This window comes from Virgibacillus kimchii (genome assembly GCF_055379185.1).
The window spans coordinates 2,069,125-2,090,162 of sequence record NZ_AP043951.1 but is presented as its reverse complement, the minus strand read 5'-3'; the positions used below and the strand labels follow the sequence as shown (position 1 = coordinate 2,090,162).

Here is a 21,038-nt window from a genome sequence, read left to right as displayed (position 1 = left end):
ATGAAGATAAGGTGTATGTGTTTTCAGGTTGTGGGGCGTCTTGTCTCACAACCTGTATACAACGGAAGGAGGTAGAAATGAGTACAAAGAGAAAAATTTCATTGGAAACATTTTTAAATAAATTCGTTCGCATTTCAGAATTGATAGCTATGCTATCGATGCTTTTTTTAACCGCAGTGGTTTGTGTTGAAGTTTTCATGCGGTCTGTGCTTAATTATCCGATTGTAGCTTCCAGTGAGTTGTATATGATCTTTTTTCCGTGGGTTATTTTTCTGGGGGCAATCGCAGTGACACAAAAGAAAGAACATATACAAATTACTTTTTTCATAGACAGATTACCTCCATTAGGTTATAAAGTTATGAATACAATTATTCATATTGTCATGCTGATCTTTTCTGTTTATATCATTTATGCAAGTTGGGATATGATACAGAACGTATCCAATCAAATATTCCCTGTATTGCGTATTTCAAGAAGTTGGTCTGTCGTTCCAATGACCATTGCTTTTACTCTCATTTCCATAATATTAATATACTACACTATTAAAATACTTCGTAGCCCTGCGAAAGATAAGGCGGAAAAGGAGGGTAATCTATGATATGGGTCATGATTCTTGGAGGTTTTTTATTAATATTTTTAGGCGTGCCGGTTGCATTTGCCATGGGAGCTGCTGCTTTACTGTTCATATTAGTTGAGGGTATTCCCATCTCCATGGTTGCCCAGCAGTTTTTTTCCAATACACAGTCATTTACCTTTCTGGCTATACCGTTTTTTATTCTAGCAGGTAATTTAATGGTGCAGGGAAATGTTGCACAACGTATCATCGACCTGGCCGATTCACTTGTTCGTCAATTACCGGGGGGCCTTGGTCTTGTCTCGGTATTAACCAGTATGGGAATGGCCGGAGTATCTGGATCATCGGTCGCAGACGCCTCCGCTACAGGAAGTGTATTAATTCCCAGTATGAAAAGAAAAGGGTATTCTGCATCTTTTTCAGCTTCTATCAATGCCGCGAGTTCTGTTGTAGGCATCATTATTCCACCCAGCAGTACGATGATCATTATTGCTTGGTTAGGTAACTTGTCTGTGGCCCAAATGTTTCTGGCTGGTGCCATACCAGGAATTCTAATTGGAATTGCTTACTTTATCGTGACGATTGGCATATCCATAAAACGCGGATATCCACGTGAAAAAATGACGACGCTGAAAGAAATTGCGATCAATGTGGTCCGTTCTTTTTGGGCGCTTGTGCTGCCAATTTTATTGCTGTATGTTATTCTTGCAGGTATTGCAACAGCGACGGAAGCAGCTGCACTTTCCGCTTTATATGCTTTTGTCGTTGCCTTTTTTATCTATCGTGAATTGGATTTGAAGAAAACATGGGTTGCATTGCGTGATACGGTTTATAGTACAGCTGTGGTCATGATGATCATCTGTACCGCCGCTATCTTTACATGGGTAATGATTCGTGAAGGTATTCCGACGATGATCTCGGATCTGTTGCTTGGAATGGGACTGGAAGGCTGGCAATTATTGTTTGTGATGGTCTGTATCATGTTGTTGGCAGGCATGGTTCTTGAAGTTGTCCCTAATCTCTTTATCTTTCTGCCAATTTTTATGCCGATAGCGATGGACATTGGAATGGACCCAATTCATTTTGCAATTGTTATGCTTGTTGCTTTTGCACTGGGTCTATTTACACCTCCTATTGGGGTAACCTTATTTATTTCCTGTCACTTGGCAAATGTTGGCATAGAAAAAACGATCAAAGATCTGATTCCGTATTTTATTGCAGGAATCGTTATTGTTTTCGCTGTTGCTTACATTCCACAACTAACACTTTGGCTACCTAGTCTATTCTATTAGCTTGTGGGGGTGCCTGGGACTCCGCTAAATGCTCGTCCCACCAAAAAGATTTGTCACTCCCCGAATTTTGTCATATTATGTCGAATGAAAATAAACACTGCATCTCTACCGTGATAGGTTGGGATGCAGTGTTTATTGTTTGGGAGTCAATATAGCGGGAATGCGGGTTAAGCATTTCCCTGCTGGATAGCAAGATTAATTCTTTTGATTGCTTCCATATGCAATGCTTCATGATAAAAGGTAAATAATAAGCATTCACCAATTGTATGAAAGGTTAACCCTATCCCATTGGTAAATGGTGGGTCCAGTTTCTCATCAAGTCTTCCGGAAAGAAACTCTCTGATTCTTGCTTTTTGGTTGCTTAATTCGTCAGAGAGTTCGTCCAAAGTCGGGGCCGGAAACTGCCAATCAGCCGGCTTTGTACCGGGACCAAACAGTAGTTTGTACAATTTCGGTACACCCATTTCCTCACCCAGCTGCTTGAAAGTCACCCGATCCTGGATAAAAGCAATATGGCCAAAATTCCATCGTATATTATTGTTAAAGCCCGGTGGAATCACATCCGCTGTTTCTTCCGGCAGTTCATCAATCGTTTTAATCGTATAGTCACGAATCGTATCCATGTATCTGAAAATCATCTCTTCCATGATAAGCCCTCCTCATTACCCATTTCCTCAAGTATACTAGTTGGACGTTCGCCTGTCACCTTCTGTATAGAGTGCCTGTCACTCCCCGATATTTGTCAAATAATGTCGAACGAATGAAGAAAAAAACTTAAATTATATATATTTGCTCAGAATAACCTGCTGAATTTAGCATTTCCTCCGGGGAGATAATGAGTTTTTACCTCTTATCACCTTGTCAATATCCAATATTGCACTTTTGATTTTGTAATAACAATAGAGTAATTTATACGTGAAAAAGGGCCGAAGTGAAGAATCAATAGTAAGTCGATTTTTTAAAAAGCAGTTACTATACTGGCTAAATTGGAAAAAGTAACAGGAAAAGCCGAGCAGGAGTTCTAAGTAATGTTCGCTTAAAGGTAAGTTAACTTAGGGGGTCATGATGTGCAAAATCAATTAAAAGCCGAAATGAAGGCATGGTTGGAGGAGTATTGCAGGAAGGATGAAAAAATGGAAGAGCAATTAAGGGAGATTCTATTGCAGAATAAATACTTTGTAAGGAATCTCCATCAATTATTTATACAGAAAAATAGCCGCGCCATGAAAAATCAAATTGAGGATTATGTTAGGTTAAAGATAAATAAGGTTATTTGTGATCACTGTGAGAAGGTAAATATGGTATTAAAAACCTCACTTGAAAATTCAGCTTGTTATAATTGTAATAAAAAGTTAAGCGCAGGTCATGTGCAAAAGGAAACCGGAGAGAAGAAGTGTATCTATTGTAATATTACGATCGCAGCCTATTCAAAAATGGTGTGCTCCAGCTGCAGGAAAACTGTTCAGTTTGAGTATTGATGGGGCCCGGTGCCAGTGACTGTGCTAATGCTCGGCTCACTTCTGGGACTACGGTTCAGCAGTCCCCGTCCGACTGAAAAGATTTATCATTTCCCGATTTACCTAATAATGATGAACAAGCTTTGCATTTGTTCCCCTATTTTTATTGCATTTCAGTCAAATTCCTTCATAATAAAAGAGAGAATTAAGAATATTTAGCAGAGGTGATTACATATGACAAACTTTAAGACAGCGGATTTATGTGATGATCATGCAAATGCTGTGCAGGTGTGCAATTTGGAACTAAAATCATACGGAAAAAAGAAGCGTTTTTCCGGGAAAATTGAAACAGTCCATGTTTACGAGGATAATGTTCTGTTTGTGGAAGCACTGGAGTCTGTGCCGGAAGGGTCTGTTATTGTCGTGAATGGCGGTGGCTCCAGAAACTGTGCGTTAATGGGTGACCGCCTTGCCGGAATTGCAGAATCCCGGGGTATTGCAGGTGTGATCATTAACGGCTGTGTCCGTGATTCTGCAGATCTTGCAACAATGGACGTTGGGATTTTCGCATTGGGTACGAATCCATTGAAAAGCAATAAAAATGGTATAGGCAAGCGAGATGTGAAGTTTTCCTTTGGCAATGTGCATTGGGCACCGGGGGATTATGTTTATGCGGATGAAGATGGCGTGATTGTTTCAGGGGAGAAGCTTTGAAGGAATTTGAGCTTTCCTTCGTTAGTGGTGGTGTGATAAAGCCGGTGCATGGGAGGAAATAACCAAACTGGCGGAAATGCTTAGGACAGCTGTAGAAGCTTAAGTTTGAATGAATTTTGGGGAGCGGCATTAGGTGCAGTGAAGATAAATGAAATGATCTTGATTATGGTCATAGGTGCTCCCTATTTATCTGTAGTTATTGGTTATTTTGTGATACCTAATCAGCTTACAGAATTCGTAGCCTCAATGAGAATTACCTGCATTCAATTGACGATTATCTTAACTATAATGTACATCTTTCCGGGTACTTTGCTTGACGATTGTTTAACAGGATTTCCAAGAAAGTTTCTTCCACAAGGATACGGAGTAATCACACTGGATAATAAGGAGCGACTAATGGATTAAACCTCCTAAAAAATGAAAAATAATTGTGAGACTAAAAAGGATAAGCAAGGAAGAAAAAAGTTTATTATAATCTCATTTATATTGGGAGAAAATAGGTGTTAATGATGAATATGTTAAATAGTTTTTATAGTGATAATACATCAGGAGCACATCAAGAGGTATTAGATGCAATAAATAAAGCTAATCAAAACGATGTGCCCTCCTATGGAGATGACTTATATACGGCGTCTGCCATCTCAAAGTTTAAAGAACAGTTTGGTGATGATATAGATGTTTTCTTTGTTTTAAATGGTACTGCAGCGAATGTATTGGCATTAAAAGCAATGACAGCATCCTACAATTCTATTATTTGTGCAAAAACTGCCCACTTAAATGTGAATGAATGCGGTTCCCCTGAGCAATTTACCGGATGCAAAATCACCCCGTTGCCAACCAAAGATGGGAAGTTGACATCCGATATCATAAAAAAACATTTAAAGGGTTTTGGCAATAAGCATTACAGTCAACCAAAAGTTATCTCCATATCTCAACCGACAGAGTTCGGAACGACCTATAAACCTGAAGAAATTAAATCCATCGCAGCATTGGCAAAAGACTTTGGAATGCTTTTGCATATGGATGGAGCAAGATTAGCTAATGCTGCAGCATATTTGGATGTGTCTCTTAAAGAATTAACTGCTGATTCTGGAGTGGATGTTTTATCATTTGGTGGTACTAAGAACGGTTTAATGATGGGCGAAGCAGTTGTTTTTTTAAATAGAAAGTCAGGAAAACATTTTCAATATATCCAAAAACAAGGAATGCAACTCAGTTCGAAAATGAGATTCATTGGAGCTCAATTTGAAGCACTTTTAACTGATGATTTATGGTTAAGGAATGCAAGAAATGCTAATGAGATGGCACAATTGTTATCTCGTGAAGTGAGTAAAGTACCAAATATAAAGGTTAGTCAGAAGGTAGAGGCTAACATGGTTATTGCCGATGTTCCGCAAGCATATGTAAAGTTACTGCAAGAAAAGTATAAATTTATTGTACAGGATGAGAGCAGGCTTTCCAGCGTCCGTTGGATGACATCTTTTGACACGACGGAAATTGATGTATATACATTCATACAAGAAATAAAAGATATATCAAACGACTGGTAATATTCTAAGGACAGAACGTGGTACCCTCTATTCCTTTTAATGGTTGGGTACCACGTTTATTAGTAACTATGAATTAATAGCAATCTAATGAAAAATATTTTTCATGGAAAGTAATTTTTCAGGTGTAAACGTATAACAATAAATTCATCCATTTTTCCAAACTTTATTGAAAAATAAACATCTAAATTATCTTAGCTCTTATTTATAAATACCTGTCCGGATTTGATGTTTTTTCAATTTGTAATTTAAATTTTGTCTGGAAATCCCCAGCTTTTTACTTGCATCCGTAATATTACCCTTTGACTTCTCCAGGGCCTGTTCAATTAAGTTTTGCTCCAATGTTTCAACTTTTTCATTCAGTGTTCCAGCATCTAAATCAATTTTTTTGCTCTCTTTGTTTTTTTCATTTACTTCGTCCAAAATTAATTCTTGATACGGTAAGGACAAATGGTCAAAAGAAATAATTCTTTCATCTTGTATTAAATTTAAAGCTCCTTCAATCGTATGCTCTAATTGTCTTACATTTCCAGGCCAAGAAAAACGAAGAAGGAAGTTCATCACTTGGTCATCTACCTTATCAACATCGATTCCTAACGAGTTTGAATGCTTTCTAATAAAGAAATCAATAAGAATTGGGATATCAGTTTTTCGATTTCGCAATGGCTGTATGTGCAGGTGGACAACACTTAAGCGATAGTATAAATCTTCTCGTAGCCTTCCCCCATTAATTGCACTATCAGGGTCTTCGTTTATTGTTGCTATTATACGTACGTCTACCTCTTTTTCTTTAAAAGAACCTAATCTTGTTACTTTCTTTTCTTGAATAACTCTGAGAAGTTTTACTTGTAAATTAAGGCTCATCGAATTAATTTCATCAAGTAATAATGTACCTTTATGTGCTTGTTCAAAAATGCCAGCTCTATCTACAGAGCCGGTAAAGCTTCCTTCAGTAGTACCGAATAAAATACTTTCCAATAAGCTCTCAGGTAAAGCCGCACAATTTTGTGCTATAAACTTATTATCTCTTCGGGAACTCTCATTATGAATGCTTTGTGCAAATAACTCTTTACCTGTTCCTGTTTCCCCAACCAGTAAAACATTTGAGGAAGATCGTGTAGCTGCTCTTTTAGCAATTTCAACCAATCTTCCCATTTCCCTGCTTTGAAAGATAATATTCTCAAATTTAAAGCGGGTATTGTTCAATATTTTATCTTTATCTTCTGATTTTATTGGTGTTACTCGATCTTTTTGAAATTGCCTTATCGCCTGTTCCATTTCTTTTTCTTTCGTAATATCTTTTAAAACTTCTACTGCTCCGATTCCTTTTTTTCCAACTACTAACGGATAAGTATTTGATAATATCGTAATTTCTTTTCCGTCAGTAGAAAAATGTGTTTCCCGATGGTTTAATTTTCTTCCCAGCTTCAATGTTTTTATAAGTTTATTATTTGCTTCTTCCAAATTAGGAAATGCTTCCCATAGTTGTCTGTTTTTAATGGATGCCGGTTCACGTTTATTTATTTCCCCCATTTTTTTATTATAGAATAATATCTTTTGGTCTGTATTAATAACACAGATTCCTTCATTTAATTGATCCAGTAAAATATCAAAGGTTGTTATTTTTTCTTTTAAACTATCCAGTTCGTACTTGTCTCTTTGAATTGTTGTCATGTCTTTAAAGATCAATAGGAATACATTTTTTTGCGGCTTAATGGTTAGCAACAATTCCTTTGTTCCAAAATCTATCGAAATACCGGTTATTTCTTTGCCCTTCGTAAAGTATGTTTCTAAATTTGGAGGAATCAATTCAAAAATGGATGTATGGTAATCACTTGTCGCGTTAAGGGAAAATAACCGCATAGCAGGTCTATTTGAATGAAGTATATCTCCATTGGAGTCTGTAATAATTAAGCATTCAAACAAATTGTTCCAGATGTCCTCTAAGTAAATATTGTTCAATTATTTTGCCTCCTTAAAAATTTGTTATATTTATAATAATGATAACATAATGAAAGTTAATTTTCGAAAACTTTTTTTCGTTAGAAAGAAATTTTTCAATTTTTCGCTTGAAATTGGTGATTATTATGCAATTGGCTAACTTTTTTAATTTGGCATAGAAATTGCAGAATATATAAAACGAAATATAAAGGAGGGAGATGCATGGGAGTTTCATTACAGAATACAAAGGCAATTGATGTTCATTGTCATCCCTTTAAGGAAAATGAGAAGCCTTTCTCAGAAGTGGAATATTTAGAGCATCTATCGTTATCTGTCTTACCAAATATGTTCAGCGGCCAAAAATATACAGATAAGCTCTATCCCGGTATGAACATGTATATGCAAATAACGATTCAAAGACTTGCTGCTTATTTTTCATGTGAACCTACTGTAGGAGAAGTTGTTAAAAAAAGAAATGAACTTGCAAAGAACTTTTCATCATTTACAAAGACATTATTCAGGGATGTTAACCTTGAAGGACTTATTGTTGATTTTGGCTACCCTACAAATCGCATTCCGCAAGAGGACTTTAGTGATACTACAGGATTACCTTTATGGGAAGTGTATCGAATCGAACCCTTAATAGACTCTTTGCGAGAAAAAAAATTTACTTTTGCTGATTTTATAGAAAGGTATCGAGCAGTCTTAAAAAATGAATTGAAAAAGGATCATGTTGTCGGGCTAAAATCAATTATCGCATACAGAAGTGGCTTAGAAATTCAAAAAATGGATCAAGGCAAGGCTTTAGATGATTATGAAAAGTTCCTTGTTAACAAACGTATTACAGCAAAGTCATTGCGGGATTACTGTTTTCATATAGCGATGGAAGAATGCAATGAAGCAGGAAAGGTCATGCATATCCACACAGGAGTCGGTGATGGAGAAATTGTATTACCAAAAGCAAGTCCAAGTCTTTTGGTTGACCTTCTTCGGGATCCGAAATATGAGAATACAAAAGTGCATCTTGTTCATGGAGGATATCCCTGGATGGAGGAAGCTGCGTTTTTGACGAGTGTGCTTCCGAACGTATATATGGATATAAGTCTTCAAAACCCTTTCATTGGTCATGGTGTGAAAAGGATTATATCACAAGTATTTGAATTTGCTCCATTTAATAAAGTGATGTATGGATCTGATGCATTCACTGTGCCTGAAATGAACTGGTTGGGAGTACTTTTATTTAAGGAATGTTTTAAAGAAGTTTTGGATGAATGGGTTAAAAAGGATTTTATGGATACTGACACAGCTCAATTAATTGGAGAAATGGTTCTTTACAGGAATTTTGAAAACGTATACAAAGATCATTTAAGTAATTAATATTGAAAGGATGAATATAACGTGTCTACCGCAACTACGAAAGAAGATATTTTACAACTTGTTGAGGAAAAAGGGATTGAGTTTATCAGAATTGAGTTTTTAGATTACTCCGGTATCACAAGGGGGAGGACGATTCGCCGGGATAATTTAAAATCAGTAATGGAAAAAGGGGTGAACTTTAGTACAGCGATCATGAGTTTTGATGTATTTGAGGAGTATATTCCTGATCCAATGTATGGGGCTGAAGACGGTGATTTCTTTGCACTTCCAGATCCTGCTACATTTGCCATTCTGCCTCACCGTAAAAAGACAGCCAGGATGTTATGTGATTTAGTTGATATTAATGGCGATCCATGGAAAGGTTGTCCAAGATTTGCACTTAAAAATTTATTGGGTAAACTGGAAACTTTATTGGGTGGGAAACTTCATATGGCATACGAGCAAGAAGCATATCTGCTGCAAGAAAAAGACGGTAAATTAATATCTGCGGATAATAGCCATTGCTTTTCAACTACAGGGATAGATATTCAAGAAGAATTTATTCATGATTTTGTTCATTCTATGGAAGGTATGGGAGTTGAAACCGAGCAAATTTCAAGTGAATACGGTCCAGGGCAAGTAGAAATTAACTTAAGGTATACGGATGCCCTTAAAGCGACTGATGATCAGGTAACATTTATGCACATGTTTAAACAAATAGCCCGAAACTATGACATGATTGGAACACTGATGCCAAAACCTTTTCAGGATTTAGCTGGAAGTGGTTTGCACGCTCATATTAGCTTGTATAATGATAAAGGTGAAAATTTATTTAAGGATGTGACTGACCAAAGAGCTTTGGATATGTCGCAGGAGGCTTATTATTTCATTGGCGGACTGTTAAAACATGGGAAATCACTTGTTGCAGTTGGGGCACCGAGCTTTAACTCGTATAAAAGAATGCAACCGGGATCTTGGGCGCCAGCTCATGTTTGTTATGGATCCAGCAACAGATCAGTCCTAGTACGTATTCCAGAAAAAAGAAGAGAAAGGAGATTTGAATTTAGAGGAGCGGACGGGACGTGTAACCCCTATCTACTAACAACATGTATGCTTGCTGCAGGACTTAATGGAATACAAAATAAGATTGACCCAGGCGAGCCAATTGATGAGGATGTCAGTTTGATGGATGAATTTCAATTAAAAGAGAAAGGCATTGATTGGGTGCCAAGATCATTAGAAGAAGCGGTAAAAAACTTTGAAGAAGATACAATTTTAGCGGATACCATCGGTCGTGATATATGGACAGAGTTTATTAAATTAAAACGAAGTGAATGGAATAAATTCAATAGTTATGTAACGGATCATGAGTTACAGCTGTATTCCCATATGTTCTAAGTCTTAGAAGATGCTTAAATATAATTTTATAATAAACTGCTAGCTTGGAATGCTTTGGTTAACCGGGAAATGAAAAGGGGAGCAATATGAGAATTCATGCATTAATTAACTATTCAATTGCAGATTTAGGTATGATAGATGATTGGGCTAAGGAGAATAATTATACAATTACAACGACGAAAGTGTATGAGAGTAGCAACTTTCCGAATCTACATGAATTTGATTTACTTATCGTTCTTGGTGGTGTCGCTGGATCTTATGAGGAAGAGAAATATCCATGGCTAAAGAACGAAAAAAATTTTATTAAGGAGGCGATAAATAGAAATAAAGCTATTCTAGGAATTTGCCTGGGTGCTCAATTAATTGCTGAGGTGCTTGGAGGCAAAGTATATCCGCACACGTATAACGAAATTGGTTGGTGGCCCATTCGGTTTTATAAGGAAGTGGAAGATGTCCCGTTATTTAGTGGTTTAAAACGAGAATTGTACTTCTTTCAATATCATGGGGATGTATTTGAATTGCCGGAAGACGTTAAGGGTATCGTACCTCTTGCAGAAAATGATGCAACAAAGAACCAGGCTTATGTTTACAAAGATCGTGTAGTCGGTCTTCAGTTCCACCCAGAGTTCAACGAAGAAAAGTTGGAAGAAATCGTATCTATTTTTGAAAATGAAATTCGCCCGGGCCCTTATACTCAGATGCCAAAGGATTTCCTAGGGCAAATAGAATGTGTTGAGGAAGCAAGGAAATTTTTATATTCATTGTTGGATAACTTCACAAACAAATTAAGAAAACAGTAAATCAAGCTGTTTGTAATCTTTAAGGTAACGTAAACATTCCTCCTCTCACTCTTTTATGTGAGGGAGGAAAGCTAGAATGAGGTTACTTTTTTATCATATTAACTATTTACAATTACTACATTAAAACGGAAAGTCTGGTGCTTGTATACTTCACTTTTATACCGACCCTGCAGGAAATTTAATCTAATCAGCAAGATGTATTGCGTATTGTTTAGGCTCGATTATCATACCAGTTTAGGAATAGCAGTCTAAATAATGGACTGCGTCTCAAAACTACTATAATTTTTTATGCTTACTTTGCGGCTTAACAAAATTATTGCTTCCGTTTTCAATTTTCTTATTTATATCTTTAATACTTCCTTTACAATAGGTTATTTCACTTTAGAGTAAATTAATTAAAGGGAGTCAATATTTAAAAGTAATTTTTGCAATATTCATTAATAACAAAAATTAAAAGGAGTGTTATATGAATGGCAAAACAAGAATTACTGGAAATTCAACCGTTACAAAATTTAAAGTTTCGGCACCTCTGGGCATTAGGGGTAGGGGCGGTTATCGGAGACGGTATCTTCTTACTTATTGGTGAAGGTATTGCAGTAGCCGGTCCGAGTGCAATCTTAGCTTATATAGTAGCTGGGTTGTTTCAATTTTTCCTCATGATTTCACTAGCAGAACTTGCAATAGGTATGCCTAGTGCTGGTGGTATGACGGCATGGGTGGAAAGGTTTATGGGAAAATGGTGGGGATTTTTATCTGGTTTTGCCTTTGCGGCAGGGTGGGTAATCGCCGGTGGAGGAGTAAGTATGGCGTTAGGAACAATTACTTCATGGTATTTCCCACATCTATCAGGTGAACTATGGACGACGATATTTGCAATTGTTTTTGTAACAGTTTTTGCTTTGTTAAATATTTTAGGGACGGCTATTGCAGCTAAAACACAGCTTTATTTAGTACTTATTCTTACAGCGGGGATGTCCCTATTTGCGCTTGTTGGTATAAAAGACATTAATACATCCAATTTCAGTAATTGGTTCCCACATGGAACGTCCGGATTTTTAAGTGCGATTCCGATGGGTACTTACGCTTATTTAGGAGCTCTATCTATTATTACTGCCGGTGCTGAAACAGTGAATAAAAAAGATTTGCCAAGAGCATTAATCTGGTCCAGTATAACTTTCATTATTATTTACTCAGCTGCTCAATTTGTTTTACAAGGAATCATTCCTTGGCAAGATGTAACGATGGACAGTTCTCCGTTCACGGAAGCAGCAAATGTTGTCTTTGGCTATGCAGGGGCATTTATTATTAACTTTATTGCCTGGATTGCAGCAGCTACTTGTATTATAATGGGAACTTTTTACACTGCTTCCCGAATCTTTTATTCACAAGCAAGAAAGGGCTATTTACCTAAATTCTTTGGCTACTTGCATCCGAAAACTCGTACTCCGGTTTATGGGATTATTTCTATCTGGGTAATTTCCGTTCTTTTCATTCTCATCGGTGCATTCAACCCCAATTTAATTTATGTAGAGTTTTCTTTACAATTAACATTATCCTGGATCGTATCTTGGTCACTAGCGGTAATAGCAGCTATTTTATATAGAAAACATGCAAAAGAAGAAGTGATGAGTCTACCATGGAAGCAGTGGGCCTAACCTGTATTCCCTATTTTGGGAATAATAGGTATTATCAGAATATTCTATGGGACATTCTTAAGTACTCCAGGAGCACTAGTGAGGGGTGTTGTTTGGATGGTAGCTTTATTTATCTTTTATAAATTGTATAGCGAAAAACGAGTGAACGAAACTGACAGCGAATATAAAAAAGCAAAATAATGTTGGAAAAGGAGTTACTTATGAAATTAAATGATGAACTAGGACAGCTACTTATAAAGGAATCCAACGAGATAGAAGAAGAACTTATTTTCATAAGAAGACACCTGCACAGCCACCCTGAGCTTTCTTTTAAAGAGTATGAAACGAGTAAATATATAATGGGCCAATTAGATAAGATAGGTATCCCATATAAGCGAATAGGTGAAACAGGGGTTGTTGCATGGATAGATGGAATGAAAGACAAGGAAGTTTCCTCCTCTTTTACAATAGGTTTGAGGGCAGATATTGATGCCCTCCCTATCCAAGAGGAAACCGGGCACAGTTTTTCATCTTTAAATGAGGGTGTGATGCATGCTTGCGGTCATGATGGTCATACGACAATTCTACTTGGAGCTGCACGACTTCTTTATCAAAATAAAAAATACTTTAGCGGGAAAGTTGTTTGTATATTTCAACCTGGGGAAGAAGAGGATGGTGCAGCGAAAGAAATGATCCGTCTTGGAGTTCTAAAAAATCCAAAAATAGATGCGATGGTCGGGCTTCATCTCTGGCCATATATTCCTTTTGGTAAAATTGGAATAAAAAGCGGGAGTATGACCGCTTCATGTGACGATTTTACAATTAGAATAAAGGGAAAAGGCGGACATGGTGCAAGACCTTATGAAGGGGTCGATGCCATTGCAGTTTCCCAATATATTATGCAAGGCTTGCAGCACCTAGTTGTGAAAACTACTAATCCCCTAAACCCAATTATCATTCATGTAGGAAAAATTATGGGAGGTTCAGCTAGAAATGTCATTGCAGACGAAGTAGTTATGGAAGGTACAACTCGAGCTCTTACGAATAAAGATAGAGAATTACTTGAAATTGAAGTGAAACGGATTGTAGAAGATATTACACAAAGTTTCCATGCAAAGGCAGAGGTCAATTACGTGTGGGGACACTCGCCAATTAAAAATGATTTAGAAATGACTAATATTGTCGATGAATCAGTGCGTGAACAATGGGGAGATGGACAAATAGTCAACCTGGAGGAACCGTCCCTTGGGGCGGATGACTTCGGTGAATTCTCTCAACAGGTTCCAAGTTGTTACTTTCGACTGGGAATTAAGAAAGAAGGTGAAGAGACATATAACCTTCATCACCCTAAATTTTCATTTGATGAGAAGGTTTTATCAAGAGGTGCAGCAACTTTTGCGTACATTGCGTTAAAAGCAATAAACAAGTTAGGGGAATGACTATGGTAACGAAAGAGAGAGTCAAAGAGCTTATAAAAAAACATAATATTCAATTTCTGGATATTGGCTATATGGATTATGCTGCGCTATCACGTATACGTACTGTTCGAGTTGAGCAGCTTGATAGCTTATTTGAAGAGGGAATAAACTTTTTTAGAGGCATGATGAGTTTTAATGCATTTGACGAGTATATTGAAAAACCAACGTATGGAATAGAAGGAGGTGATTTCTTTGGGATCCCTGACCCTGCAACTTTTACAATTTTACCACACAGGCAGAATACAGCCCGGATGTATTGTGATTTGGTAGATGAAAATGGAAATCCGTGGGAAGGGTGCCCGCGACAGGTTCTAAAAAGAGTTGTCAACGAAGCTGAGCATTTATTGGGCGGGAAAGTGAATATGGCATTTGAGCAAGAAGCATATCTGTTAAAGGAGGAAAACGGACAACTTACCACCGCAGATGACACACACTGTTTTTCTATAGAAGGGATACAATTAAATGAGGACTTTATGCAGGATTTTATTAATGCAATGCAAGGAGCTGGAGTTAAAGTTGAGAAAATATCAAGCGAATATGGCCCCGGTCAATATGAAATAAATTTAAAATATGCACCAGCAATAAGAGCGGCAGATGAACAAATTTTATTTATGCAGCTATTTAAACAGATTGCTTTAACTAAAGGTCTTGTAGGTACACTCATGCCAAAGCCCTTTGATCACCTTTCAGGAAGCGGATTACACGTTCATATTAGTGCCATGGATAAAAGTGGGAATAACCTGTTTGAAAACCATTCTGATCCTATGGGTCTTTCACGAGAGGCATACCATTTTCTTGGTGGCCTGATTAAACATGCGCGTTCTCTGGTAGCTATCGGTGCCCCGAGTATTAACTCATATAAACGTTTATATCCAGGTTCATTTGCTCCTACTCATGTAAGTTACGGAATAGGTAACCGTTCTGCTTTACTCCGGGTAACCGAAAAAAGGCGTGGTAGTCGTTTTGAGTTCCGAGGTGCTGATGGTACATGCAATCCGCATTTATTAGCAACTGCTCTAATTGCTGCGGGTATAGATGGTTTGAAAAATAATATTAATCCAGGTACTCCAGTAGACTTTGATGTGGCAACTATTAATGAAGAAGAAATGGAAGAAAAAAATATTAAACTGATACCTGGTTCATTAGATGAAGCTATGGATGAATTAGAAGATAATAAATTGATGGCAAAAGTGCTTGGTCCAATTTGGAAAGAATTTATTAATATAAAAAGAACAGAAGCTGCCAAAGCAAATAGACATGTTGCTGAATGGGAAAGAAATCTGTTAACTCGAAGATATTGATGGATAATAATTTTTTTATTGGAGGGGAAATATGTGTCACAAAACAGAGCTTGGCTGGAAAAAGATAATCAATATGTGTCAAACGCATTAAAAATTAGGTTTTATCCAATGGCTGCAAAGAGTGGGAAAGGTTCCAAAATTTATGATTACGATGGGAAAGAATATCTCGATATTTCTGCAGGATGGGCAGTTGCCAATATCGGTTACGGCAATGAAAAAATGGCAGAGGTGTTAAAAGAACAATACGAAACGCTCTCTTTTTCAACCAATATTACCATTCCAGATCAAAATATGATCTCTCTTTCTGAAAGACTGGCTAATATGCTTCCTGGAGATTTCGATAAAAAAGTTTGGTACGGAATGTCAGGGTCGGATGCTAATGATACGATAGCTAAATTAGTGCCATTAAGTAAGGGCCGTCCAAGAATGGTCTCTTTTATGGGGGGATATCATGGACAGACGATGGGTTCCCTTTCCCTCTCCGGGCACACAGCTCAAGCGCGTTTTATCAGTGGTGCAAATGTAGTTAAAGTACCTTATCCCAACCCATATCGACCTCCTTTTGGCGAAGGAAAGGATATTACAAAACAAGTCATTGACTATATGGAAGAGCAGTTATTTTCAACAATATGTCCCCCGGATGATACAGCAGGTATTATTATAGAAACAATTCAAAGTGATGGAGGTGTTATTGTTCCTCCTGACGACTTTTTGCCTGAGTTACGCAAGCTTTGTGACAGACATGGTATATACTTAATTGTAGATGATGTAAAAATAGGGTTAGGCAGAACAGGAAAAATGTTCTCTATTCAACATAGTGGAGTAGAAGCTGATGCGATTACCTTAGGAAAACCTTTGGGTGGTGGAGTACCAATTAGTGCGGTCATCGCGAGAAAAGAAATATTGGATTGTGACCGTGCAATCCACTTATTTACTTCCAGTGGAAATACAATCAGTTCCCGATCAGCATTAACAAATTTAGATATTTTACTAGAAGAAAACATAATAGACCAAGTTCCTGAAAAAGGAACTTACTTTAAAAAACAATTGGTGCAACTACAAGAAAAGCATGAAATAATCGGTGATGTCCGGGGGAAAGGGCTAATCTTAGGAATGGAATTAGTTGAAGACCGAATAACAAAACAACCGGCTGCTGAAAAAACAGCTGCTATCTGTTACCGTGCTTTTGAACTTGGATTACTTGTCTTCTATGTTGGAATTCACGGAAATGTAATTGAAATCACACCACCCCTCATCATTAGTAGAGAAGAGATTGATCAGGCAGTAACCACACTCGACCAAGCAATTACAGATGTAAATGAAGGGAAAGTAGATATGAATAAAGTAAGAGAATACGCAGGATGGTAAATAGGGTGTGGGGGGGGAGGTGCCTGGGACTGCGCTAAATGCTCGTCCCACCGAAAAGATTTGTCACTCCCCGAAAAAGCTCGAAATTTGTCGAACGATAGTCAAATAATTAATTTTCATAGGAAGTAACACAGCTAAAATACAATATCCTTCAGCAGGAAATACTATATTCATAGTCTATAATTCTCTTAATATTGACTTTTGCTATTTTGCATTTTATTGTACGAAACTGTATATTGCATATGATAGCGTAATTGCGGGCGGCACTGTGACTGGAGCGGTGCCGTATTTTTTCTTTGTGAGCTGGTTCTCTGGCAATTTAGACCCGCAGACGAATTTAATTTTCAACAATAAGAAAGGAATGGTATAAAACGATGGTCAGAAAGAAACGAATATGGGATCCCAACTTATTTTCCCACGTTATTTCCCGTGGTAATCGGCGGGACGCGCTATTTTATGAAGAAGGTGACTTTAAGATTTTTCTTCACATTCTCCGAAAGGTCAACGAGAAATCCCCCTTTGAACTTGCTTCCTACTGCCTGATGACCAACCACTTTCACTTACTTATGCGTTCTGAATATCAATCTATTTCCAAAGTGATGTCACTGATCAATAAACGTTATGCTGATTATTATAATACTAAATATAATCTGACCGGGCATGTATTTGAAAAAAGGTTTTTTGACAAAATTATTGCCTCTCCGATTGACATGCTCGAGGTGAGCCGCTACATTCATTTAAATCCGGTGAAAGCCGGTATGGTGACAACCCCTGAGAATTATCGTTGGAGCAGCTACCGATATTATAGGTATACGGGGAAAGATCCGCTTTTAAATAAAAACGCCATACTGAAATTTTTTCCGGGAGATAATTTGGAGAAAAGGCAGAAGTATGAGCAATTCATGTTGACGGAAGGAAAAGGAGAAGCCGATTATTTGATCGATGCGAGTAAATGAAAGAGAAGGAACGAATTAGTTAGGCGTGTATTTCGACAAAATTCAACAAAAACCGGGGAGTGACAGGCACCACTCCACGCGAGCGCAGATCCTGACACCCCCGGTGATAAAAAATCCCAGACTTTAAAATACGAAAATAGACATATTTACTACATAACCATCAACTTTGAACATATCTTATAGTAAAGAGATTAAGCGTTGGCGGTTATGGTAAAAGGCCTTTTTTGAAAACTCTTTAGTAAAAAAATGGGAAAAAGAATCGCCGTATTCCGAAGAAAGGGAAGGTAAACCGCTGAAACCTTCTGAACCTGTGTGGGAAACGGCCGTAGCCTCCATAAGGATAACCATACCCGCCATAACGAAATTGACTATCTTCGCCTGAAGCTTCAGGTCGCTGCTCTCCAATCGGCATTAATATAATTACATTGTCAGCCTCTACATTCAAAATAATGCCATCATAAACATTTCCATCGTCGGTTTCCATCATGACATAGTGATCTCTGTGCTTGCTGCAAAAATCATACATGTGCCTGTGATGATCAGGGTTTCTCATTGTACCGTCTTGCATAGGATTTTGTATATCTTGATTTGCCATTGGATGATTCATATCATTGTGTGAATACATTAAAATGTAACCTCCTTAACTTATTACATGATTATGATATGTATCCCTGTTGTCCTAAGTACTGGGCTTCTGTCCTATTTGAGGTTAAATCTCTGTTTACTAAGGGATAAAAGGGGAGAGGTCCATTTCGATGAAAAGGCCAGGTATATTTAGATCAGGCTAAATCATTGATGATATCAGGTGTTGACTGCTGCTCTTCCACCTGAAGAGCTAATGCCAGGCAGTTATCTGCTTCCAGTGTGAAACGAAGTACAGGTTTGATTATAAAAGGGTGTACAACAACATAAGTTGCACACCCTTTTATGTATTTTCGACAAAATATGACAAAAACCGGGAAGTGACAGGCACAAACCAACCGAGCGGGCTGGTGGGACGAGCATTTAGCGCAGTCCCAGGCACCTACCTACAATTCTGCCCGCTTTCCCTCCATCAGGTTCATCTGCTCTACGGCATACCCGGTATTGAGTATTTTTCCTTCACTGAAGTTTGGTCCCATGATTTGCAGTCCCACCGGCAGTTGGCCGTTAAATCCGCATGGAACGGAAAGTGCCGGGATGCCGCTCAGGTTTGCGGGGCCTGTTAAGCGGATGAAGTTGGGTACGAGATCTACTTTTTCTCCATTTAAATCAGCTGATGGATCACCGATTTTATTTGGCATGACCGGCAATGTCGGGGAGATGAGCACGTCAACCTTAGTGAAAACTTCCTTGAAATTTTCGATTAACTGCTCTCTTACCTTCACTGCCTGGGCATATCCGGCAGAAGACGGGAATGCACCGGCCACCAGGAAGTCCCGGATATCTTCCCCAAAGTCTTCCGGATTATTTAAAACACTGTTCATATGAATGGCGGAAGCTTCCGATACGTTGAACATCATCCCTGCCATTTCTGCTTCTTTCAATGAAGGAATTTTTACCTCTTCCACCTTCGCTCCCTGATCAACGAGCTTCTGAATCGCAGTGCGGACGGTCTTTTCAATATTGGCGTCTATATTATGAAAGAAATAATCTTCATCCAGCCCGATCACCAGATCTTTGACATCTCCGGTGATTTGTTCCAGGTAATTTTCAGCAGGGTGATCTACAGAAGCGGGATCTTTTTCATCATGGCCGGCGATGATTTCCAATAAACCTGCCGCATCTTTGACTGTTTTTGCCATCGGGCCAACATGGTCCTGTGTCCATGATAAAGGATATACGCCACGTGCACTCACTCTTCCGCGGGTAGGTTTTAAGCCGACGATTCCGCAGGCAGCCGCTGGAATGCGGACGGAACCGGCTGAATCTGTTCCGATCGAAGTCATGCTGGCGTCCACGGCGATTGAGGCGCCGGAACCGCCGCTGGAGCCGCCCGGTGTTTTTTCCAGGTCCCATGGGTTCCTGACCGGTCCGTAGTACGGGTTGTTGCTTGTGATGCTCAGTGCATATTCGTGCATATTCAGTTTCCCTGTAAAAATGGCGCCTGCTTCGCGCAATTTGGATACGACAGTCGCATCATAGGATGGGACGAAATTTTGATGTATTTTTGACGCCATGGTAGTGACTTTGTCTTTGAAGAAAATATTATCTTTCAGTCCCATGGGAATGCCGTGGTACATGCCGCGGTAATTACCTTCAGCAATTTCAGTTTCTGCTTTTTTCGCAGCTTCAATTGCTTCTTCACGGTAAAAGTTAATATACGCGTTCGTTTTCTCCTGACATTCTTCCGCGCGGTCGAGCACCGCTTTGGTTAGTTCCACAGGGGAAACGGATTTATTCTTAATAAGAGGTGCCAATTCTTCTACTGATTTGTTGATTAAGTCTTTTGTCAATGAGATAGCCTCCATTATACTCCCTTTGCCGGGTATTTTATTTTTCCTCTATCTTCAATTGTATGCTGAATAAAATTTCCGTCAAATTATTGCGGCCGTCCATTCGACAAAATATGACAAAACTCGGGAAGTGACAGCGTATAATGGTAAATAAGTCAATAGGTAATTTTACCGAAAAAAGGGTAAGTTTAACTAAAGCCCTTCATTTTCTTTGTTTTCTGAAAAGACTCATCCATCACAGAACTTTATAATAGAGCCCCTCTAGAACGTAAAAGGGATCTTGCTTTTTTATCCTGCAGAGGATACAACCTAGTGATATAAACTTAGATTTTCACGTATTATTCGTACTTGCAGGACAAGATCCATAACGCTGTCACACGAGGTCTGGAGCCTCAGGCACGTTGTTCAATGTAATCTAACGTCCTAGAGGAGCTCCATTTTCACTTCCTATAGCTTATAAAAACAAATGGCTTTAATCAGTTCATGCTTCGTGTTCTACTTAGTGAATAAAAACATCAAATAATATCATTCATGCCATGTATCCCACCATCCTTGACCTTGTTTGTGTCCGTGGTAGTGGTTTTGATGGCGGATGGTAGAAAAACAGCCTTTAGGGCTCCATCCGCATCAGCAGCGTACCACGGACATTCACTTCTAAGTTCCGCTGGCGGGGCCCCGCCCCCTTCCAGCGATCACTAAGAAGTGGCACGGCGGTCAAGGGCAAGCAGCTAAAGCTGTGGTTAAGATAGTGCTATTTTCCAGTGAATGGATCACTTTTGTCATAAC

18 protein-coding genes are annotated in these 21,038 nt (G+C 38.4%); 14 read left to right on the top strand and 4 right to left on the bottom strand.

Going from position 1 to position 21,038, the window contains the following annotated elements:
• Positions 1-77: 77 nt before the first annotated feature.
• Positions 78-599 (top strand): TRAP transporter small permease, encoded by a 522-nt coding sequence (locus ACZ42C_RS10270; protein WP_461180386.1) that lies wholly within the window; start codon positions 78-80, stop codon positions 597-599.
• Positions 596-1,867, top strand: coding sequence for a TRAP transporter large permease (locus ACZ42C_RS10265; protein ID WP_461180387.1), 1,272 nt, complete (start codon positions 596-598; stop codon positions 1,865-1,867). Before ACZ42C_RS10270 ends, ACZ42C_RS10265 begins: the two co-directional genes overlap by 4 nt.
• A gap of 167 nt (positions 1,868-2,034) precedes the next feature.
• Here the strand turns inward: ACZ42C_RS10265 and ACZ42C_RS10260 are convergent, their stop codons facing one another.
• Positions 2,035-2,514 carry a DinB family protein gene (locus ACZ42C_RS10260; RefSeq protein ID WP_461180388.1) on the bottom strand — a complete coding sequence of 160 codons (480 nt, stop codon included), beginning with the start codon at positions 2,512-2,514 and terminating at the stop codon, positions 2,035-2,037.
• A gap of 420 nt (positions 2,515-2,934) precedes the next feature.
• Here ACZ42C_RS10260 and ACZ42C_RS10255 point away from each other — a divergent pair, with 420 nt between their 5' ends.
• From ACZ42C_RS10255 to ACZ42C_RS10240, 4 genes are all read left to right on the top strand, one after another.
• Positions 2,935-3,345 (top strand): hypothetical protein, encoded by a 411-nt coding sequence (locus ACZ42C_RS10255; protein ID WP_461180389.1) that lies wholly within the window; start codon positions 2,935-2,937, stop codon positions 3,343-3,345.
• A 213-nt stretch (positions 3,346-3,558) separates the two neighbouring features.
• Entirely contained in the window at positions 3,559-4,038 is a 480-nt protein-coding gene (rraA, locus tag ACZ42C_RS10250) for a ribonuclease E activity regulator RraA (protein WP_461180390.1), read from the top strand.
• Between the two features lie 105 nt (positions 4,039-4,143).
• The gene (locus tag ACZ42C_RS10245; RefSeq protein WP_461180391.1) at positions 4,144-4,443 is read left to right on the top strand and encodes a hypothetical protein; all 300 of its coding nucleotides are present in this window, start codon (positions 4,144-4,146) and stop codon (positions 4,441-4,443) included.
• 101 nt (positions 4,444-4,544) lie between these two features.
• Positions 4,545-5,588: a threonine aldolase family protein gene (locus ACZ42C_RS10240; protein WP_461180408.1), complete on the top strand. Its 1,044-nt coding sequence runs from the start codon at positions 4,545-4,547 to the stop codon at positions 5,586-5,588.
• Between the two features lie 198 nt (positions 5,589-5,786).
• Here ACZ42C_RS10240 and ACZ42C_RS10235 read toward each other — a convergent pair whose 3' ends face one another.
• Positions 5,787-7,259, bottom strand: a complete 1,473-nt coding sequence (locus ACZ42C_RS10235; protein ID WP_461180409.1) for a sigma-54 interaction domain-containing protein — start codon at positions 7,257-7,259, stop codon at positions 5,787-5,789.
• Positions 7,260-7,829: 570 nt separating this feature from the next.
• Between ACZ42C_RS10235 and ACZ42C_RS10230 the strand changes: the two genes are divergently transcribed.
• The 8 genes from ACZ42C_RS10230 to ACZ42C_RS10195 all read left to right on the top strand — a co-directional run bounded on the left by ACZ42C_RS10230 (position 7,830) and on the right by ACZ42C_RS10195 (position 17,817).
• A complete protein-coding gene (locus ACZ42C_RS10230) occupies positions 7,830-8,903 on the top strand; it encodes an amidohydrolase family protein (RefSeq protein ID WP_461180392.1) in 1,074 nt (357 codons plus the stop codon).
• A gap of 21 nt (positions 8,904-8,924) precedes the next feature.
• Positions 8,925-10,280, top strand: coding sequence for a glutamine synthetase family protein (locus ACZ42C_RS10225; RefSeq protein ID WP_461180393.1), 1,356 nt, complete (start codon positions 8,925-8,927; stop codon positions 10,278-10,280).
• A gap of 86 nt (positions 10,281-10,366) precedes the next feature.
• Positions 10,367-11,080, top strand: a complete 714-nt coding sequence (locus ACZ42C_RS10220) for a type 1 glutamine amidotransferase (protein WP_461180394.1) — start codon at positions 10,367-10,369, stop codon at positions 11,078-11,080.
• A 470-nt stretch (positions 11,081-11,550) separates the two neighbouring features.
• Positions 11,551-12,735 (top strand): APC family permease, encoded by a 1,185-nt coding sequence (locus ACZ42C_RS10215; protein ID WP_461180395.1) that lies wholly within the window; start codon positions 11,551-11,553, stop codon positions 12,733-12,735.
• Positions 12,736-12,935: 200 nt separating this feature from the next.
• On the top strand, positions 12,936-14,153 hold the full coding sequence (locus ACZ42C_RS10210) for a M20 metallopeptidase family protein (protein ID WP_461180396.1): 1,218 nt from the start codon (positions 12,936-12,938) through the stop codon (positions 14,151-14,153).
• A gap of 2 nt (positions 14,154-14,155) precedes the next feature.
• Positions 14,156-15,493 (top strand): glutamine synthetase family protein, encoded by a 1,338-nt coding sequence (locus ACZ42C_RS10205; protein WP_461180397.1) that lies wholly within the window; start codon positions 14,156-14,158, stop codon positions 15,491-15,493.
• Between the two features lie 18 nt (positions 15,494-15,511).
• Complete coding sequence (locus ACZ42C_RS10200; protein WP_461180398.1) at positions 15,512-16,861, top strand: aspartate aminotransferase family protein; 1,350 nt, start codon at positions 15,512-15,514, stop codon at positions 16,859-16,861.
• A 374-nt stretch (positions 16,862-17,235) separates the two neighbouring features.
• Positions 17,236-17,817 (top strand): transposase, encoded by a 582-nt coding sequence (locus tag ACZ42C_RS10195; RefSeq protein ID WP_461180399.1) that lies wholly within the window; start codon positions 17,236-17,238, stop codon positions 17,815-17,817.
• A gap of 235 nt (positions 17,818-18,052) precedes the next feature.
• On the opposite strand, the gene ACZ42C_RS10190 is transcribed toward ACZ42C_RS10195, so the two are convergent.
• Together ACZ42C_RS10190 and ACZ42C_RS10185 are read right to left on the bottom strand one after the other, a co-directional pair.
• Positions 18,053-18,442, bottom strand: coding sequence for a hypothetical protein (locus ACZ42C_RS10190; RefSeq protein ID WP_461180400.1), 390 nt, complete (start codon positions 18,440-18,442; stop codon positions 18,053-18,055).
• 403 nt (positions 18,443-18,845) lie between these two features.
• Positions 18,846-20,252, bottom strand: coding sequence for an amidase (locus ACZ42C_RS10185; RefSeq protein ID WP_461180401.1), 1,407 nt, complete (start codon positions 20,250-20,252; stop codon positions 18,846-18,848).
• Between the last annotated feature and the right edge of the window lie 786 nt (positions 20,253-21,038).

Coding starts and splice junctions, on each gene's coding strand:
- ACZ42C_RS10220 (WP_461180394.1), top strand. CDS start 10,367: ATGAGAATTCATGCATTAATTAACTATTCAATTGCAGATTTAGGTATG.
- rraA (WP_461180390.1), top strand. CDS start 3,559: ATGACAAACTTTAAGACAGCGGATTTATGTGATGATCATGCAAATGCT.
- ACZ42C_RS10195 (WP_461180399.1), top strand. CDS start 17,236: ATGGTCAGAAAGAAACGAATATGGGATCCCAACTTATTTTCCCACGTT.
- ACZ42C_RS10205 (WP_461180397.1), top strand. CDS start 14,156: ATGGTAACGAAAGAGAGAGTCAAAGAGCTTATAAAAAAACATAATATT.
- ACZ42C_RS10215 (WP_461180395.1), top strand. CDS start 11,551: ATGGCAAAACAAGAATTACTGGAAATTCAACCGTTACAAAATTTAAAG.
- ACZ42C_RS10270 (WP_461180386.1), top strand. CDS start 78: ATGAGTACAAAGAGAAAAATTTCATTGGAAACATTTTTAAATAAATTC.
- ACZ42C_RS10265 (WP_461180387.1), top strand. CDS start 596: ATGATATGGGTCATGATTCTTGGAGGTTTTTTATTAATATTTTTAGGC.
- ACZ42C_RS10260 (WP_461180388.1), bottom strand. CDS start 2,514: ATGGAAGAGATGATTTTCAGATACATGGATACGATTCGTGACTATACG.
- ACZ42C_RS10210 (WP_461180396.1), top strand. CDS start 12,936: ATGAAATTAAATGATGAACTAGGACAGCTACTTATAAAGGAATCCAAC.
- ACZ42C_RS10190 (WP_461180400.1), bottom strand. CDS start 18,442: ATGTATTCACACAATGATATGAATCATCCAATGGCAAATCAAGATATA.
- ACZ42C_RS10235 (WP_461180409.1), bottom strand. CDS start 7,259: ATGACAACAATTCAAAGAGACAAGTACGAACTGGATAGTTTAAAAGAA.
- ACZ42C_RS10240 (WP_461180408.1), top strand. CDS start 4,545: ATGATGAATATGTTAAATAGTTTTTATAGTGATAATACATCAGGAGCA.